The organism is Occallatibacter gabretensis, from assembly GCF_001449115.1.
In the GTDB taxonomy this organism is placed as follows: domain Bacteria; phylum Acidobacteriota; class Terriglobia; order Terriglobales; family Acidobacteriaceae; genus Telmatobacter; species Telmatobacter gabretensis.
Genome location: NZ_LAIJ01000009.1, coordinates 89075 through 107985, shown reverse-complemented (window position 1 = coordinate 107985; position 18911 = coordinate 89075). Strand labels below are relative to the sequence as shown.

The following is an 18911-nucleotide window of genomic DNA, read 5'->3' as shown; positions in this document are numbered from 1 at the left end:
GAAGGTTATGGCGGAGACAGACGCGCGAAGACTTTCGCACTACGACGAAAGCGGCGAAGCGAAGATGGTGGACGTAAGCGGCAAAGCGGCGACGCGGAGAACTGCCACAGCTTCTGCTTTTGTGGAGATCTCAGATGCGGTGCTGGCAGCTATGGCTGCGAATCCAAAGGGGAATCCGCTGGAGGTTGCGCGCTTTGCGGGAATTCAGGCGGCGAAGCGGACGAGCGAGCTGATCCCCATGTGCCATCCGATTGCGCTGACGCATGTGGATGTGCAGGCGGAGATAGTGCCTGGCGGGGTGCGCATTACATCTACGGCGGCAACGGTGGGCGTGACAGGCGTGGAGATGGAGGCGCTGACGGCAGCGAGCGTTGCGGCGCTGACGGTCTACGACATGACCAAGGCGCTGGATAAGCGGATTGTGATCCGCGAGGTGCGGCTGGAAGCGAAGACGGGCGGGAAATCTGGGGAGTGGAAACGCAGCTCCTAGCTTCTAGCCGGTTTGTAAAGAACCGTGACTTGCACCGGCAACGTAAGCCAGTGGCTAGAAGCTAGGAGCTAAAAGCTGCACTTACTGCTTCGGAGTGGCGGGATGATCGTGATCATGATCTTCGGTCGCTTTGAAGGGCTGCGGGCCGAGATGGCCGCGATGGCAGGTGCCGCAGGTGACCGGATCGCCAGAGTTGTCCACCTTGCTGATGTATTGGGTGTTGATCTCCTCGGTCATCTTGTACATAAGCCGAGCGGTGGCTTTCTCAGGCTTGGAGTCATCGGCGAAGTTCAGACGTGGGCGTCCGTTGGGGCCAATGTTCTTGGGATCGGCGGCATGGCAGGTGGAGCAGCTTCCGCCAAGGTCCGCTTCCCACTTGTGCATGATCTCATGAACCTGGTCGCCGGTAAGGTTCTTGGGCAGGACCTGGAGATTGGTGGGCGTTGGATTCGGGGGATGGACGTGCGGCGCGGTCGCCTGCGCAGCAGGTGCTTGAGTGGCGGGCTGCTGAGCGGCGTTCACCGGGCTGAAGGCTGAGGCGGAGACAATAGCAGCCGCAACCACTGCGACCGATGCGGAAAGGGCAAAGGCTGTACGTTTCAAGATAGAAGAATCCCTCGTGAAGTGAGTCGCTAGTCTAGCTGACGAAATTTTACGCGATGAGTTTCGATATTTTGTCCAGCCAAAAGACTTTTATGCAGCCGCTAAATTCTGCTTCGCAGGCAGAGGCTTATTTTTTTACGCCATTGCCGCGACGAGGGCCGGAGACACAATCATGGCCGGCGAGGCTGAAGCGAAGTGGCCAGTCGATGGCGTGCTTGATGCCGATGCGCGGGCTGGTATGCAACTCGGCGTGTGGCTCGGGAACTGGGAATCCGTCGTCAACGATCTGCAGCGGCGAGCCTTGGCTGGTGAAGTCGAGCCCATTGTGTTGTGCACGCGTAAGGCCGAGGGCCTGGCAAAGACGCGAAGGACCCGAGGTGAGCAGGCTGGGCTTACCATCCGGCGCAAGACCGCGGTTGCGCGCCATCGCGTCAAGGCCAGCCACTGGTTCGAGCGCGCGGAAGAGGATTCCACCGGCCACGCCATCGGGCTCACAGGAGACGTTGAGGCAGTAGTACTGGCCGTAGATGGAGTAAACGTACGCGTAACCCGGAGGACCGAAGAGAACGACGTTGCGCGGCGTGGGACCGCGATAAGTGTGGGCTGCGGGATCCGGTGGATTGTTGTGCGGACCGAGGTAGGCTTCAACCTCGACGATGCGGCCGGCAAGGATTTTGCCCCGGACGCGATGGACGAGGAGTTTGCCGAGCAGGCGCGGCGCTACGAGCTCGGGAGGGTGTTCGTAGAAACTGCGCGGGAACGGAGTCAGTTGATCCCACCCGTGCAGCAAAGTGCGCTGCATGGATGGGACGCCCTGTTTTGTGCGTGGCATGGCTAGGCCTTGTGAGATTTCTTCCAATCTTTAAGGAGCGCGAGGACTTCTTCGGCGTGGCCTTCGGGCTTAACATTCTCAAAGATGTGGACCAGTGTGCCGTCCGGGGCGATCAAGTAAGTGGTCCGCGCGACCTTCTTGACTGGCTTGCCGTACATGGTTGCATCGCGGATGAGACCAAACCGATTGATCAATTTCTCGTCTGAATCAGCAAGGAGTGTGTAAGGGAGATCGTATTTGGCCTTGAATTTGGCCTGTGCCTTGACGGTGTCGCGGCTGATGCCGAGGACGACGGCCCCGGCGGACTGGAGTTTCTTGAACTGGTCGCGGAACCCGCAGGCTTCAATGGTGCAGCCGGGCGTATCGGCGCGAGGATAAAAGAAGAGAACAACTGGGGAGCCCGCATAATCGGAGAGACTGACGGTTTTATCCTCGTCGGTCTGTAGAGTGAAGTTTGCGACTTTCTGATTCAGTTCCATGGCGCAACCCCTCGAGTAGGATGAAGAACGTGAGGTACAGTTTGCATTCTTTCCGAGCCCATTATTTACGAACCGGCCTTGCTGTGTCATGGGCGGCGCTGCTGATGGGCGTGTGCACGTGGGCGCAATACGGAGGCTCGGGGGCGAATCAGGCAGCAGGCCAGGCGGCTAAGAAGGCAAAGGACGCGCCGCCGCTGCGCGCGGTGGCGGTAATGGAGTGGACGGGCGAAGAGGCGAAGCCGGGCGTGCCGGGGAAGATCAAGACAAGCCGGCTAATTCCGATTTCGATTTATAACGGGGAAAAGCTGGAGGATGCGGGTTTCTACCTGGCGCGGCCGCAGCCACTGGCTCTAGCGGGCGAGATTGAATACCTGCTGACGAAGAACGGGGCCACGGTAGGGCGGTTTGACGTAAAGAATGCGGGCCAGGAGATGGGCTCATGGGTGGGATACGGCGAGTGGAAGGCTCCGGTAGCGGCGCGGCCGGCTTTTGCGGCGACTGCGAAGCTGGATGACGATAGCGCGGATGACGATAAGCCAGTACTGCACCGGAAGAAGCATGCGGATGATTCGCAGAGCGGCGGGGCGGGTACTGGATCGGGTGCGGGGCAGGGGAGCGCGAAGGACAGCACGGGTAGCGCCGGTTCTGGTTCGGGTACGACTTCGGGATCTGGGGACGATTCCGACAGGCCGCGGCTGCATAAGAAGAATTCGGACGATTCGGCGACGAGCGGGTCTGGAACCGGCTCTGGAAGCAATTCCGGGCAATCCGGCAGCGACCGGCCGGTGATGAAGAAAGCGAAGAACCCGGATGATGAGGACATCGGGCACGCGGATGCGCTGCCAGGTGTAAGTGACCCGGACAGGCCGCGATTGCAGCGGGGCAAGGATAACTCGCAGAGCCTGAAGGTGTTGCCCAGCCTGATGGGGATGCCGTCGGATATGAGACAGGTGGTGGGAGTCTCCGACCAGAAAGACAAGCCTGATCATCCCTGGGGATTTACGTGGGCTAATCCGGATGACGAAGAGAAGATGAAGGAGGCGCTGGAGGACCAGGCGCGGATTGCGCTGCAGCTGCCGGGGCAGGCGCAGAGTTCGGCCAAAACTTCAGGCGCGTCGAGCAGCGCGGGTTCAAAAACGAGTCCAAGCAGCACCGTGAAGCGCAGCGGGACGGGAGCCGGGACGAGCACGACTGCGAAGAAAACGACGAAGCCGGCTCCGACGCCTGTGGCGCTGGAGGCTGAACAATTTCGGGTCTTCGAGCTGGCGTATGGATCGGGTGCGACGCTGGTGTTTTCGGCGCGAGTATCGAATGGGCCCGGCAAGGAGCGGTATGTCACGCTGATTGGGCAGCCGGATCTGTATGGCGGACTTAGGGTTTTGTTCAAAAGCGTAACGGATTCAGCGCATCTGGATGAGACGCCGCGGATGATTCTGGTGGATGCTGTGGACGCGCTTGCGGATAACCGCGGGGAGCTGCTCTTTGAGTTGCGAGGGGCCACGCAGCGGCAGTTTGCGCTGTATCGCGTGGCGCGGGGAGTGACGGAGCAGATTTTTGTGACGAGCGGCAGCGCATACGGCTCAATAAGCGGGGATTAAGAAAAAAAGTGCTAGAAGCAAAACTTTGCCCGGAACGGTACTGGCGCTTATGAGCAGCAAAAAATAGGGGCTTACGCCGCGGCGCTTCACCTTTTGCTCAGATACAATTTAGACAAGAGTGGAATATTTATTCCACTCGCGTGAGGACACCCTACCGAATGGCAACCGTCGTACCTGCCCCTTCTACCGTCGAAGAAACCACCACGATTGTTCCTGCCACACCGTTGCACAAGGCGCCAGGATCTTCCGCATCCGTTGTGGTGCACGTTGTGCCGGCGCGCGAGCAGGTGAAGATGGGCAAGAATGCCGCGGCAGACGCGGGAGTGAACTGGGGCACCCTGATTGCAATGGCCGCGTTTCATGTGGCTGCGCTGGCGGCACTGTTCTTCTTTTCATGGCAGCGGCTGGCTGTTTCCGCGATTCTCTACATTCTGGCGATCAACGTGGGCATCGGCATGTGCTATCACCGCCTGCTGACGCACCGTGGCTATCATGTGCCGAAGTGGCTGGAGTACGTGATGACGGTGTGCGCGACGTTGTCGCTTGAGGGCGGACCGATTTTCTGGGTTTCTACCCATCGCGTGCATCATCAGATGAGCGATCATGAAGGCGATCCGCATACGCCGCATGAGGGCGGATGGTGGGCGCATGCGGGCTGGCTTCTTTTCGGACAGAGCCTGCACTCGCAGCCCGAGGCACTGGCTCGTTACTCGCCGGACCTGCGGAAAGACAAGTTTCACATGTGGCTGAGCAAGTATCACTGGGTACCCCTCGTAGCCAGCGGCGTGCTTCTCCTGGCCGGTGGATGGTACTTTGGCGGGCTGCTGAACGGGATTGCAATGGTGTTGTGGGGCGTGGGACTTCGCGTGACGCTGGGGCTTCACGCGACGTGGCTGGTGAACTCTGCAACGCACATGTGGGGCAGCCGGCGCTTCCCGACGAAAGATGACTCGCGCAATAGCTGGTGGGTAGCTTTGCTGACCGGCGGCGAGGGTTGGCACAACAACCATCACGCGCATCCTGTAAGCGCAAGGCACGGGCTCAGGTGGTATGAGATTGATCCGAATTTTTGGGGAATCTGGCTTCTCTCGAAGCTGGGTCTGGCGCGGAAGATTAAAGTGGCGCAATATGATCCGAAGGACCCGCGGCCGGCGGGAATGTAAACCACAGAGTTCGGTTCTAAAAATTAAGCCGCAGACCCCTTCGGGGTCTGCGGCTTTGTTATTTTTGCAGATGCTGCCGGGCGGGCAACGTCAGTGCAGGGCGTTTTGTAAATATCTCAATCTGTCACGCTGAATTATGAATTAGATGTAGACCTATAACTCACAATTAGATACTAAGATTCAGATTTAGTTTGGCGGGTTGGTTGGCAGTTCGAAATGGCCTTATTAGAAAGATTCCGCCGATATCTCACTGAATTGACAGTGCAAATAAATCGGTGGTAACAATCAATCGGAGCGTGGCTTGACTGTGAGCGTAAGTAGCTCGGTAAGTCGTCGTATGCGAAGAAGAACTATTCCGGTTCTACCCGCAGTCACGGTATGGAGCGGGTCTTAGGAATTGCAAGCAATGTGACGCAAGCGAGCAATGACAAGGAGAAAATAAGATGTTCCTCCCCCTGCAAGTACCTTTCGAGGCTAACCAATTTCCCTATTCCATTCTGAAGACGGTGAGAACGTATCTCGTGCTGGCCGCTCTTACTCTTCTGACATTTGTGCCCTTTGCCAGCGCGCAATATCGCGCTTCCATTCAGGGCGTGGTAACGGACACGCAGGGCGGAGTTATTCCAGGAGCTCAACTTACGCTCGTCAATAACTCCACCAATGAGAAGCAGGTCAGAACCAGTGATGGGACCGGCGTGTTTAACTTCAACGCGCTTCCGGCGGAGACGTTTACTTTGACGGTTACGATGAAGGGCTTCCAGACCAAGGTCCTCAACAATGTGCAGATCATTCCAGAGCAGGCCAATGCACTGAATGTTCAGCTTGAAGTGGCAGGAACTACGCAGACTGTGACCGTGGATGCCTCCCAGGCTCCACTTATTGACACCGAGAGTGCAACACTCGGCCGGACAATCTCTGACAATGAGGTCCAGCACATGCCGGTATACGAACGCGACGCCACCAGTCTCATTCGATTGGCTCCGGGAGTGCTGGCGGATGGCGCTCAAGCGGCTGGCGGAGGTGGGTTCCAGGCTCCGGGAACGCAGGCTAATGTGTCATCAGGCGGCGGCGGTAATCTCGGGCACTCGAGCAGTATCTTTGCCACGGAAAATGGCGCGTCTGCAAGCGCGAATGGCGGCCGGTTCGACACCAACGGCTACACGGTGGACGGCATCAGCACGGAGAGCGCCGTCTGGGGTGGCGCAACGGTCATTACGCCGAGCGAAGATTCGATTGGGAACGTGCAGATTCTCACCAATGCCTATGACGCTGAAAATGGCCGTTTCACAGGCGCGTTGACTGAGATTACGTCCAAGAGCGGAAGCAATAACGTGCACGGAAGTTTCTTCTTCCAGATGACCCGCCCCGGACTGAATGCCTATCAGCGCTGGAATGGCATTCAATCAGAGACAAGCGGGACGCCCGCCGAGCGTGGCGTGCTGCGCGACGAAGACCGCTATAACCAGCTTGGCGGCAGTGTGGGCGGTCCAATCTGGAAGAACAGAGTCTTTGCCTTCTTCGCCTATGAAGGGCAGAGCCAGACGATCCCGGCGACGAGCCTGGAATGGTATCCGACCTCTGCGTTTGCCGGTCTGGCGCCAGCGAACAGCATTGCTTCTCAATATCTCGGTTTCAAGGGATCGGCTGTCTCCGGCACGCCGATTTCTTCGGTCACTTGCCAGCAAGCCGGCCTGGACGCTTCAAGCTGCGTCACCATTGCCGGACAAGGCTTGAACATTGGCTCACCGCTGGCCACGAGACTGGGTACGCAGGATCTGACTTATCAGAACTCGGCGATTCCCGGTGTCGGCGGCGGACTCTCCAATGTTGCCGATATTACCCAATACACGATAGTTGACCCGACGAGCAGCGACTTTAAACAATACAATGGACGCCTTGACGCCGATGTAACTGCCAAGGATCACGCGGCTTTTGCGATCTACTGGGTGCCAACATCTACAACGCACTATAACGGAGCGTATGCGTATCAACTCTTCAATCACTCACAGACGAACAACGCTTTCTCTGTGATCTGGAACCATACTTTCTCGCCAACGTTTTTGAATGAAGCCCGCGCCAACGCTGCGGGTTGGCGCTATAACGAGCTTGCAAGTAACCCGCAGGCTCCGTTTGGTTTGCCGGAAGATCAACTCTATACGTCTGGTCCCGGACAGATTGGCAGCATCAGCATTGGGGCGTTTGGTGTTCCAACCCCCGGTGTTCTGGATCAATGGACTTATGGCTATAAGGATGTTGCCACCAAGATCGTAGGTCGTCAGACAATGAAGTTCGGCTTCGACTTTACCCGGCTTTACTATCTGAATGACCCGATTGGAGCGCCGAACTATACCTTTTACAACATCTGGGATTTTTTGAATGACGCCCCGGAAGCGGAAGGCGGATCATTCCAGGCAACAACGGGACTTCCTGGCGGTTACAGGAACGACAATCGTGAAAATATGTGGGCCATCTTCTACCAGGATGACTGGAAGGTTAGCCCAAGCCTTACCGTTAATGCTGGCCTTCGTTACAACTATTTTGGTCCGCTGACGGACAAGGACAGCAATATGGGAGTTCTGAGGTTTGGCAGTGGGAGTGACCTGCTAACGGGAATTTCGATACGTACCGGAATCGATGCGTGGAATGCGCAAAAGCTTAATTTTGGACCGCAGCTGGGATTTAACTGGAGTCCTGCTTCTCTCAAAAACAAGGTGGATTTACGTGGAGGTTTTGGCCTGAATTTCAATCAGTTACAGATTGCTACTGCGAATAATTATGATGGCAATCCGCCGGGAACCAGCTCTGTACCGGGCACCAGTACAGGTCCGACGAACATCAATCCAAATATTTTCTATGAGCCTTCGAGCAATCCATATGCGCTTACCTACCCGCCGAACCCGGCTGCGATCACTACCTTTAACTCTGCCGGTTTGCCGACTGTGGGCGGCGCAAATCTAGGTGGGCTACCCGGCAACATGCCCACCCAGTATACGTATCATTATTCGCTTGAAGCCCAGGTTGACTTAGGGCACAGGTGGGTAGCGAACCTGGGCTACGTGGGTAGTACAAGCCGACACCTGGTATACAACTACGATGCAAATGCATACGGAACCATAAACGGAGCGCCTCTAAACCCGCTGATTAGCAGCATCAACACTTTCGGCGCACAGGGAAAATCAAACAACAACATGATGTTGTCCGGCATCAAGCATCAGTTCTCGCAAACCTTCTCGGCAGAAGCGCAGTACACATGGGCACATAGCTTCGATACCAACTCAGGCCCATACTTTCGAGATGCCTACCTGTACAACACTGGTTACACGTATGGGAGATCGGATTTCGATATCACGGATAATTTCAAGCTCTTCGGTATCTGGCAGCCAACAATCTTTCGCGGAGACCATAACTGGGCCGAGAAGGTTGTTGGCGGATGGACGCTCAGCGGCATCATGACACTTCACTCCGGGTTTGGCTGGACCCCGGTTTATAACTTGCCGCATCAGATCTATTGCAATGAGTGTAACTATGGGTACCAGAACCTGCGTCCGCACTATCGTGGCGGAGCCGGCAGCGATACTGGCAACAAAGCGTTCGAGACTGGCAATAACTTCTCGAACCCAGGCGGTTCCAATCCTGCTCCAGATCAGTTCGAGAACAATTACTTCTTCGTTCCCAACTACGCGAATGCGGTTGCAGACCAACCAGGACAGTTTGCAACTGCATTTATTCCTCCGCCGGGACTTGGCCGCAATACATTTCCCGGTCCGCGCTACCGCGATATCGATCTGAATTTTGCCAAATCCTTTGGCTTACCGAAGATGCGTGTGCTGGGTGAAAACGCGAAGATTGAGATCAAAGCGAATATGCTGAATGCGTTCAATCTACTGAACATCAACCCCAGCACTATTTCAACCAGCGTTACCAGCAGTAACCTGGGACAGGCATCAGGGGCATTGGGAGCGAGAGTCATCGATTTCCAGGCCCGCTTCAGCTTTTAAACGGAATGCATTCGAATGCGGAGGGCCGGTCTGCGGTCCTCCGCATTTTTGTCTATGATTATTCCGCATGAGTGGAAATACGGCGATTCGTTTGAAGGGGTTGTAAATGATTCAATGGAGTAGATTGCGCTGTGCCATGATTGCGGTTGTGCTGCTGGCCACTGCAGGGCTTGCCGCATGCGCGCAAGAGACGATTGAGATCGATGCGACGGCTGCAGCAAAACCGTTTCCGCACTTCTGGGAAGAGATGTTTGGCTCCGGGCGCGCCATTCTGTCTCTTCGGGAGAGCTACCGCGAAGATTTGCGTGCGGTGAAGCAGGTTGCCGATTTTCGCTATGTCCGCTTTCATGCGATTTTGCATGATGAGGTGGGCGTTTACAACGAAGATGAACATGGCGAGCCGGTTTATAACTTTGCATATGTGGATCAGATTTATGATGGCCTGCTGAAGGATGGTGTGCGCCCCTTTGTGGAGATCAGCTTTATGCCAAAGAAGCTGGCCTTCAATCCGGATGCGCTGCATCCGTTCTGGTACAAGCAGAACGTTTCGCCGCCAAAGAGCATGGAGCGATGGGATGATTTGATGCGGCACTTCGCGCAGCATCTTGTTGATCGTTATGGCATGGATGAAGTGGCGCAGTGGTACTTTGAAGTCTGGAACGAGCCAAACATTGATTTCTGGAATGGGATTCCGAGAGACAAGTCGTACTTTGAGCTATATGCGCATACGGCGCGCGATCTGAAGGCAGTCAACAGCAGGTTGCGTGTGGGCGGCCCAGCGACGGCCGCGGCGCACTGGGTTCCGGAGTTTTTGCAATACACTGCTGAGAATCATGTTCCGGTGGATTTTGTGACGACGCATGGGTACGCAGACGATACGGCGGAGGACCTCTTTGGCACAAAGGAAGATGTACCGATGGATGAGCGCGTATGCAAGGCTGTGACGAAGGTAAGGAACGAGATTCGCGCTTCAACGCAGCCAAATCTTCCACTCTTCTGGACTGAGTGGAATGTGCAGGGAATGAACGAGTCGCGCGACACGACGTTTGTGGGGCCGGCGCTTGCGAATACGATTCGTCAATGCGATGGACAGGTCGAGATGATGTCCTTCTGGACCTTCTCCGATGTGTTTGAAGAGGGAGGTCCGATTTCGAAGCCATTCATCGGCATGTTTGGCCTGCGGGCTGAGGGCGGCATTAACAAGCCGAGCTATTACGGCTATGGATTACTGCATCAACTGGGCACGGAGCGCCTTCCTGCTGCATCGAACGATGTGCTTGTAACGCGCACGCAGAGCGGAGGGCTAGCGATAGCCGCGTGGAACCTTGTCGATCCTGGACAGACGGGCAAAACGAAGACGGTGGAACTGGACTTTCGAGGATTGCCTGCAGATGCTCGCGTCTACATTCAAAGAGTCGATGACGATCATGGCAATGTGTTGAAAGCATATAAGGCGATGGGGAGTCCACTTGCTCCTACGTCTGCACAGGTAGAGCTGTTGAATCGCGCAACGGCTCTTGCCGCGCCGGAGGAGACTCGACTGCAGGCGGGAAGACTTAAGCTGATGCTGATGCCGAATGCGCTGGTGCTGATAAAAACTCAGCCGTGAATTCATTCATGGAAAGATCTGGAGCGTTCATGGGCTCAGCTGCCTGCGCCGAGAGGAGCAAGCTCTTTCATGCGGGCTCGTAGTGTGGACTTTCGGACCGGCGTCTCATGCAGAAGCAACTCCGTGGCCTGCACGAGAGGATTTGCGTGAAACCACTTCTGCACAACGTTGTCACAAAGAAGATTTGTAATCGCGAGCAGTGACATTCCCTGATGATGCGCCATCCACTCCTTTACCAGAGCGGGCGAGCGGCGCGAGGCAGTATAGTCGACGGCTTCGTAGAGTCCGAAGGCACCGAGCCATTTAGAGGATTCCATCTTGCGGAGATTCTGAATCGCTGCCGACGTGTCGATGTTCAGCGCGAGGAATGTGGAGTATGGCGAGATGACAGGCCCTGCGGTAGCCTCGCCCCAGGCTGAAATTTGCGGGATGCCATAGGCGTGATAGTGATAATGGCCTGAATCGTTTCTGGTTGCGCCACCGGATTCAGAGATGCCCCACGGAAGACCCTGCTTTTCAGCAAAAGCGCGTTGCACATGTACGACTGCTGATTGCGTATTGGCAAGGAGCGTGCCTGGAAAGCTGCGCGTCCATAGCGCAGGCATCAGGTACTCAAACATGGTTCCGCTCCATGAGAGCAGAAGGAAGCGGCCAAAAGCATGGACATGATCGCGGGAGAGTTTAAACCAGCTTTGCTGTGACATATCACCGCGGGCAATGGCCAGAAAGGTGGAGATGCGCGCTTCAGAGGCGATCATGTCATAGCAGGCCGTATGCCTCTGCTGCTTGGACATCTCATAGCCGATGGAGAGGATCTGACGATCGGGATCGACGAGAAATGCGAACTCAGTTTCTTCAGCGAAGCGTTCGGCTTCGCGCGCAACAGCGTGCAGGCTGTCTGCTAAGGAACGAAGATTGCCGACCGCTGCGCGCAGTGCAGCCTGCAGCTGCTCAGAGAGCCGCGCGAGGACGGTATCGGAAGCGAACTTCTCGGCGGAGTCGGGGAGACGTGCACTGAGAGCTTCCGCAAACACCAACGCAGCCTGGATGGAGACCGTTCCAGATTCTTCATTCCATTGGAATCCTGAGAGCGAGCGAAGGGATTTATATTCCGGAAGCATCCAGGGCAGATAGTCGCGGAAGATGGTACGAAGCTGCGCAATCCTGTTTTGCGTTTCAGCCAGCCACCATCCCGCGCCGGGCTTTCCCTTCTTTGCAGAAGGCGTGCCCACGATGGCGGTTTGAGCAGAGAGCAGCCATGCTGCCCAATCTGTTGTGAAGGTTCTCGGATTCGGAATACCGAGTTTTGCAAGCGTCGGCGGCATGGCGTCAAGTGAGCGCAACATGCGCCAATGTATATGCAGACCGCTCCAGAGTCGTGGTTCGATCAACGGACGCTCCATGACATCGAGCGTACCGGCGTGCAGCGTGTAGAGCGAGGCTACAAAGTTGCCGCTATCGACCGTAGACACAAATTGAGCGTCGCCGAGCGGCTGAAGAGTTTTGGTGTCATACCAGTTAAACAGATGTCCGCGGAACTTTTCGAGACGCGCGATGGTGGTGAGGCTGCGTGCGGTAAGATCGGCAAACTCAGGTGCTGTGATGAAACCGAGATCATACGCAGCCTGACGCGCGTTGAGAAGAAGGCCGATGTTTGTGGGTGAGACACGAGCCGCTTCTACTTCGCCTTCTTCTTCGACGTTGTCAGGAATCAGGTAATTGTGTCCTTCGGCGCCGAACTGATGAAAGTAACGCCATATACGGAGCGCGTGGGCCTGCAGGAACTCTTTGTCGTCTCCTGTCAGCTGTTTGTCAGGATGAGGAGGACGGTTCAGCCACGCCGCAACCTGAACTCCAATGAGCCACAAGGCAAGCAGAGGAGCCGCAACAAGAATAGCTCTATGGTGCGGTGAAAAGAACCAGACCAAAGCGGTGATGCCGATGGTGAACAGAGGAACCAATGCGAGATAGCGATCGACAGGCGTACTTCCGGTGCCACCTTCCGACTCGGCCTGTGCCGCCGTTTCCCACTCAAGCATCCGCTTGCCAGTGATGAACCGCCGGATAAGGGAGCGCACAATGGCGTCAAAAGCAGACAACGCTTTATGCGGAAGAAGCACAAGATGGAGCAGGGAAACGAGCAGTGAGTGCCAGAAGCTGGATATGGTTTCTCCCAGCTCGCCCTTGTGTTCCGTTGTCATTGCCCGGATCAGGCCGAATGCGAGTTCAACCACTGATGGGAAGATGAACAGCAAGACCGAAAGAACTGTCCAGTAGATGGCTCCGCCTGGAAGGCCTAGCCACCCGGCAACAATCAGCACCAGGACAAATGTGTCAAGTAGCGAACGCCGCAGATTATCGAAGATCTTCCAGCGGTTGATGGCAGAGACAGGATTAGAGACACTGCGGCCCGACTCGTCGGGAACGCGTGAAAACATCCATTGCGCAATCTGCCAGTCTCCGCGCACCCAACGGTGTTCACGGCGGCTATAGGCGCTATAGTGCGAAGGATAATCTTCAATCAATTCGACATCGGTTACGAGGCCGGCGCGTGCATAAGCGCCTTCAATCAGGTCATGGCTCAGGAGCGCATTCCGTGGAAAGCGATTGTTGAGCACGGCATGAAGCGTCGCCACCTCATAGATGCCCTTGCCGGTAAAGATGCCTTCGCCGAAGAGGTCCTGATATGCGTCGGATGTCGCGCGCGTGTAGATGTCGAACCCGTTCTGTCCGGAGAAGATGGCGGCGAGGCGCGAACGCGTAGCTGATCGTACCGTGATGCTGATGCGGGGCTGCAGTATGCCGTAGCCCGAAGTGACAACGCGCTGCTCAGGATCAATGACTGCCTGATTCAAGGGGTGAGCCATGGCTCCAACGAGCTGCGCCGCAGCGCCGCGCGGAAGCTGTGTGTCAGAATCCAGGGTGAGGACATAGCGTACCTGATGCAGCACATTGAGCGGGCCGGCCTTAATCGGAAAGGCATCGTATACGCCTGCCAGAAGCTTGTTCAGGTCGAGAAGCTTTCCACGCTTGCGCTCCCATCCCATCCATACTTCTTCCCGGACGTTAAAACGGCGGTGACGGTGGAGCAGGAGAAAGGGTTTCTCTCCGGAGGAGCGGTATTTGTCATTCAGATTGTCTATCAACTGCACGGCAAGCTCAACGAGCGGATGAGAATCGTTTTCATTTGGTTTGCTCGTGGAATCGCCGAGATCTGAAAGTAAAGCGAAATGCAGACTGCGATCGCGGTTGGCGAGATAACGCACTTCAAGATCGTTGGCTAGCTTGCGAACCTGCTTTTCGTTAAGTAGAAGTGACGGAACTGCGACGAGCGTGGAAAATTCGCCGGGAATTCCTTTGTCAAAGTTGAGCTTTGGAAGTGTCTGAGGCTCGTAAAAAGCGGTAATTGTACGATTCGCCAGATCTACTGCGGCCTGCGCGGCGGGAAGTAAAAGAAATACGACTGCGGTGACTACCGCGGCCATGCCGGAAAAATGAACAAGTACGGGAAACAGTGCCGCAGCAATGATAAAGACGGTAAGAATGAGGATCCCGTTGATATAAAAATCATCGGCGTTTGCCCGAACAAACTCCCGGAGGCGCCATGGAACGGGGGGATGGAAGTTTACGCGCTCTGCCAGCGCCGAAAATCCTTCATCAAGAAGGTAATAACCAACATGAACATGGCGCATGTGAATACGCGGGTCAGAAGCTGTCTCTTCTTCTCCCTGCCGCGCAAGAAGAAGAGCTTCATACGCCACTTGAGACTCGTTGCAGTCGGAATGATATGCAACCAATGCCACGCGCTTGCGGTACATCTCGCGTGTCGTGAAATCCATGACGGAGTATGCCCCGGCAGGATCCTGGCGTAGTACTTTGTCAAATTCAATTAATGGTTCAATCAGGAACTGCCAGTCGGTGTTTGTCATTGCCTTCAGGCCCTTGACCTGGGCCAGGATAGAAGAGGCCGAGAAGGAATCCTGTGCCGATCCCTGCGCGAGCAAAAGGGCTTGTGCATCGCCCAGGATGACATCGAGAAGCGAGAAACGGATAAAGAGTGGAATCGCCCACAGCTCTTTCAGAGTGAGAGGCTCCTGCGCCTGAACAGTCTCGATAAAGGTCCGAAAGGATTCCCCGGTGAAGACGTAATCGACGGCGCGAAGGTAGTGGTCTGTCAGTACAGCAACGCGTGGAGTGCCAGACCCGGAATTCAGAACCGCGCGCGGAAGCCTGACCAGACGCGAACGCGCATCGGAGATGGCGAAGAGCGCAGAACGCAGGTAGCGGTAGTTTGCGCGCAATTCAAGAAATGCACCGCGTTCGTCTCCCTGTTGCCCGTCCATCAGTGCCTTGGCAGCCGGGGAGTCCGCAAGATCTTTCTCAAGGCGCTTAAGGGAATGCCGAGCCGTATCGACACGCGCGAAAAATGTGCAGGGAGTTGACGGACGCAGAATAGGTTCAAGGGAGGCAACTGCTCGAGCCTCAGTAAGAAATCGATCATCGGTTTCTGAAGTCATAATTTGTGGCTTAATAGAATAGTCCTGCGAAATCATAATTCCTCATCGATAACTAGCGGCTTGCATCTCGAACATCTCCGCGTATCGTCCGGTGAGTGCAATCAATTGCGTGTGCGTTCCCTGCTCCACAATGCGTCCGCCTTCCAGCACAACGATTCGGTCGGCCATCCGCACTGTAGAGAAGCGATGTGAGATGAGCAGGGCCATCTTGCCCTGGGTTAGCTCAGCGAACCGCTCAAAAACCTCAAGTTCGCTTTTTGCATCAAGCGCCGCTGTCGGTTCATCCAGGATCAGCAGTTGCGCATCGCGAAGATAGGCGCGAGCAAGGGCGAGCTTTTGCCATTCGCCTCCGGAGAGATCGACTCCGCCTTCAAAGCGCCTGCCCAGCATCTGGTCGTAGCCGGAGTGCAGTTTGGAGACGACGTCGCTCGCAAGGCTGCGGTGCGCGGCGAACTCGATCTCGTCCTGCGTGTGCGGCTTTTCGATGCGGCCAACTGCAATGTTTTCACGAGCTGTCATTTCATAGCGCATGAAATCCTGAAAGATCACGCCGATCTCGGCATGAAGCGATGCAAGATCGTATTCGCGCAGGTCTACGCCATCGAGAAGAATCTCGCCTTCTGTCGGATCATAGAGGCGCGTGATGAGTTTGACGACGGTTGTCTTACCCTGCCCGTTTTCACCGATCAGAGCGATGCGCTCGCCGGGTGAAAGGGTAAAGTTGAAGTTGCTCAGAATTCTCCGGTCAGTACCGGGGTAAGTGAACGAGACGTTACGAAACTCAAAACCCCGAGTAATCGAACGCGGCGCGGGTAATGCATTCGGTTTGGAAGCGACACGCGGCTTCATCTCGAAGAATGCGAGCAGGTCGGTAAGGAAGAGAGCCTGATCGGCAACGCCGGATGCGGTTGAGAATGCCTGCTGAATATTGCCCATTGCCTGCAAAATAGCTGTGGTGATCAGCGTCAGGTCGCCGATGGTGTAGTGTCCCTGGATGGTGCGAAAAATACAGTAGGCATATGCTCCGTAGTAGCCAAGCTGACCAAGAATGGACAGCACTCCCCCCCAGAAAAGGCGCCTACGGTTGAGGCGCACATTCTCCTCGTAGATTTGCTGCGAGAGTCCGGTGAAACGTTCCGTGAGGTAATTACTCAGATTAAAGAGCTTTAGCTCCTTTGATGCCTCTTTGCTTCCACCCACCTGGCGCAGATAGTCCATCTGCCGGCGTAACGGTGTCTGACGAAAGTTTTTCGCGTAGGTCAGAAATGCGAAATGGCTTTCGCCGACAAATGCCGGAATGATTCCGGCGATTAGAAGAAGCAACAGGACAGGTGAGTAACGAACGAGAACCGCCGAAAATGCCAGCGCAGTAACGGTCTGCTGAATGAGCCGGCCCATCTGCTGGATCATCGCCAGCCTGTCCGTCGCTTGCACACGGGCACGTTCCAGGCGATCGTAAAAGATCGGATCTTCGTATGCCGTTACGTCGAGAGCGGCGGCCTTTCGCATAACTTCGACGCTGACGTGATGCGTATAGCGATCCGCGAGCAGGTTGTCGAAGTAATCCACAGAACGCGAAAGCATACCTGTCAGCACAGCTAAAACCATCTCCGCGATTACCAGCCACCAGAAATGCTGCGGCAGCAGCTGGTGCTGTAGTAATACATGGCTCACGCCGTCGATAATGAAACGGCCGATGATGCCAATGCCGACAGGCAGGAACGCAACCAGGATACGGATGGAAATATTCCAGAAGACGACGTAAGGGCCAGACTCCCAGACGAAGTGAAGCACGGGAGGAATATTCTTGAGAGCAGCCAGACGATCAGCCCAGGCGCCGCCTTGGCGCTGAGAGCTTTTTTTGTCAGTCTGACTGTCTGAACTAACTTGTGTAGCGCGACTCATAGTTGTAAAACGACCCCTCGTCACTCCGCGCGTCCAATTTTTTATGTATGGCGCGTGTTTCTGTGGATTCGTTCGCACAGGGGCACCTGTGGCGCAATTCTGCACTGTCTGCGCCAAATTCCCTGTGATGGCACGTATGATGCGGTTTATCCACGGAATGTTGTTTTTCCGTCCCGGTCGGTCAAGAGGGCTTTTGAGAAGACTCCGGCGTGTAGGGATTAAAACCGGCAGTAGTCATACCACGCTGCGCTTCGGGGTTCTTCATGAATGTCTCCCAAACAAACCCGGTCCGGGTATTCTCGGCCATAAGCATTGTGATGCCGGTGTCGATGCCGATGACGTCCGTGTCATACCAGCCAGTCAGCGGGTTGAATGCATTGACAAAGCCATAGCGGCTCCAGGCATTGGGGTAGTGATCATGGATGGTTCGCAGCACACGCAGGGTTTCATGGGGCATAAACGGAAGAGATCCGCCTGCGGCAGATGGAACGATGGTTCCGTCAATGGGGCCAGTTGCGGGCGGACCACCCCATGCGACGTAGCCGTGCGGGGAGTCAGAGGCCGTAATTCCCCAAAGCGCATTGCTGTAGTCCGGAAAATCCACATTCAGTTCAACGCAGAACCGCCGATGTACATCGGTGGCGATGACCGAGTTCTGAAAGTAGTCCGCGTATTGATCGCGCTTGTTGCGAAAATCAAACCAGGCCTGCGAATACTGGTGTACAAAGAGCGGCGCAAAAGAGCCGACATAACGCATGCCGTCATATTCAAACGTGGTGCGCTTCCAGGCAAACCATGCTTCACTGTGAAGCGGATGCGTGGTGGAACCCATTCCGAGCAGGTACATCATCATCAGCTCGCTATACAGATCCCAGCGCGAAGGGATGAAGCCCATTTCCGGTGTCCATCCATGCGAAAGCAGGGTTGTATCTTCGGAAAGCCATGTCCAGTCAACGCGATCAAAGATCGCGTGGGCCAGTTCGCGGATGTCTTTGTCTTCAAAATGCTGGCCGCAAGTAAGGATTCCGCACAAGAGGATGGCTGTATCGACGGATGAAGCTTCCGAATCCCAGATTCTTTCGCCGGTGTTGATATTGGCAAAGTGGTAGAAGAAACCGCGATGTGTGGGAAGCTTGTGCCAGAGAAAAGACAGCGTGTGAAGCACGCGCAGGCGCGCATCGGCGTGGCTGATGAAGCCACGCTTTTCTGCAATGCAGATGGCTGTGAGACCAAAGCCAGTGGAGGCAATGCTGGCAGCGACGCTCTTATCCGTGGTGCGCACGTTGCAGCGGTCCTTTATCAGACCCGTCGTCGGATTGCCCTGCTCCCAGAAGAAAAGAAAATTTGCGTGCTCCAAATCGTCGAGGAAATGTTCTTCCTCCGCCGTGAAGGGAGACTGCACCGGCGGCGTAGGAGGCTGTTTTTCATGCCGGCCTGCCCGCTGAGCCAGCGCGTCTATCGCTGTTATCTGGGCGAGTGACGGAACAAGCGACAGGCCTGCCATCTGCCGCAATAGTCTGCGGCGCGAGAAATCCAGGCTTTCTTTCAATCGTTTTTCGTCAAATTCTGGCAGTTTCATTCGTCCATATAACCATATAGAATTTGCGAGCATACTTACACATGGCCTGAAAACATTGTGGGCCAGAAGCTTAGATTCAGAAATGCAGCTCCTGGTAAGCTAGCCGGGCAGCAAAATCAGCCGCCGGAGCGTCCAAGC

The 18911-nt window shown here is 55.6% G+C and carries 11 protein-coding genes; 5 read left to right on the top strand and 6 right to left on the bottom strand.

Features of this window, described 5'->3' with window-relative positions; translation table 11 throughout:
• Positions 1–7 precede the first annotated feature (7 nt).
• The gene (gene moaC, locus VO84_RS06880) at positions 8–490 is read left to right on the top strand and encodes a cyclic pyranopterin monophosphate synthase MoaC (protein WP_058186770.1); all 483 of its coding nucleotides are present in this window, start codon (positions 8–10) and stop codon (positions 488–490) included.
• Between the two features lie 81 nt (positions 491–571).
• Here moaC and VO84_RS06875 read toward each other — a convergent pair whose 3' ends face one another.
• The 3 genes from VO84_RS06875 to VO84_RS06865 form a co-directional block, all read right to left on the bottom strand.
• A complete protein-coding gene (locus VO84_RS06875; RefSeq protein ID WP_197413934.1) occupies positions 572–1093 on the bottom strand; it encodes a c-type cytochrome in 522 nt (173 codons plus the stop codon).
• A gap of 127 nt (positions 1094–1220) precedes the next feature.
• Complete coding sequence (locus VO84_RS06870) at positions 1221–1925, bottom strand: DNA-3-methyladenine glycosylase (RefSeq protein WP_231737818.1); 705 nt, start codon at positions 1923–1925, stop codon at positions 1221–1223.
• A 2-nt stretch (positions 1926–1927) separates the two neighbouring features.
• Positions 1928–2404: a peroxiredoxin gene (locus VO84_RS06865; RefSeq protein WP_058186766.1), complete on the bottom strand. Its 477-nt coding sequence runs from the start codon at positions 2402–2404 to the stop codon at positions 1928–1930.
• 41 nt (positions 2405–2445) lie between these two features.
• On the opposite strand from VO84_RS06865, the gene VO84_RS06860 reads away from it, so the two are divergent.
• The 4 genes from VO84_RS06860 to VO84_RS06845 all read left to right on the top strand — a co-directional run bounded on the left by VO84_RS06860 (position 2446) and on the right by VO84_RS06845 (position 10772).
• Complete coding sequence (locus VO84_RS06860; protein WP_157439768.1) at positions 2446–4002, top strand: hypothetical protein; 1557 nt, start codon at positions 2446–2448, stop codon at positions 4000–4002.
• A gap of 158 nt (positions 4003–4160) precedes the next feature.
• A complete protein-coding gene (locus VO84_RS06855; RefSeq protein ID WP_082661796.1) occupies positions 4161–5165 on the top strand; it encodes an acyl-CoA desaturase in 1005 nt (334 codons plus the stop codon).
• Between the two features lie 443 nt (positions 5166–5608).
• Positions 5609–9163, top strand: a complete 3555-nt coding sequence (locus VO84_RS06850) for an outer membrane beta-barrel protein (RefSeq protein WP_082661795.1) — start codon at positions 5609–5611, stop codon at positions 9161–9163.
• Positions 9164–9299: 136 nt separating this feature from the next.
• Positions 9300–10772: a GH39 family glycosyl hydrolase gene (locus VO84_RS06845; protein ID WP_231737817.1), complete on the top strand. Its 1473-nt coding sequence runs from the start codon at positions 9300–9302 to the stop codon at positions 10770–10772.
• Positions 10773–10807: 35 nt separating this feature from the next.
• Here VO84_RS06845 and VO84_RS06840 read toward each other — a convergent pair whose 3' ends face one another.
• The 3 genes from VO84_RS06840 to VO84_RS06830 all read right to left on the bottom strand — a co-directional run bounded on the left by VO84_RS06840 (position 10808) and on the right by VO84_RS06830 (position 18773).
• Positions 10808–15289: a glucoamylase family protein gene (locus VO84_RS06840; RefSeq protein WP_197413933.1), complete on the bottom strand. Its 4482-nt coding sequence runs from the start codon at positions 15287–15289 to the stop codon at positions 10808–10810.
• A 42-nt stretch (positions 15290–15331) separates the two neighbouring features.
• Positions 15332–17083 (bottom strand): ABC transporter ATP-binding protein, encoded by a 1752-nt coding sequence (locus tag VO84_RS06835; RefSeq protein WP_231737816.1) that lies wholly within the window; start codon positions 17081–17083, stop codon positions 15332–15334.
• Between the two features lie 292 nt (positions 17084–17375).
• Positions 17376–18773: a glucoamylase family protein gene (locus VO84_RS06830; protein ID WP_058186758.1), complete on the bottom strand. Its 1398-nt coding sequence runs from the start codon at positions 18771–18773 to the stop codon at positions 17376–17378.
• Positions 18774–18911: the final 138 nt, after the last annotated feature.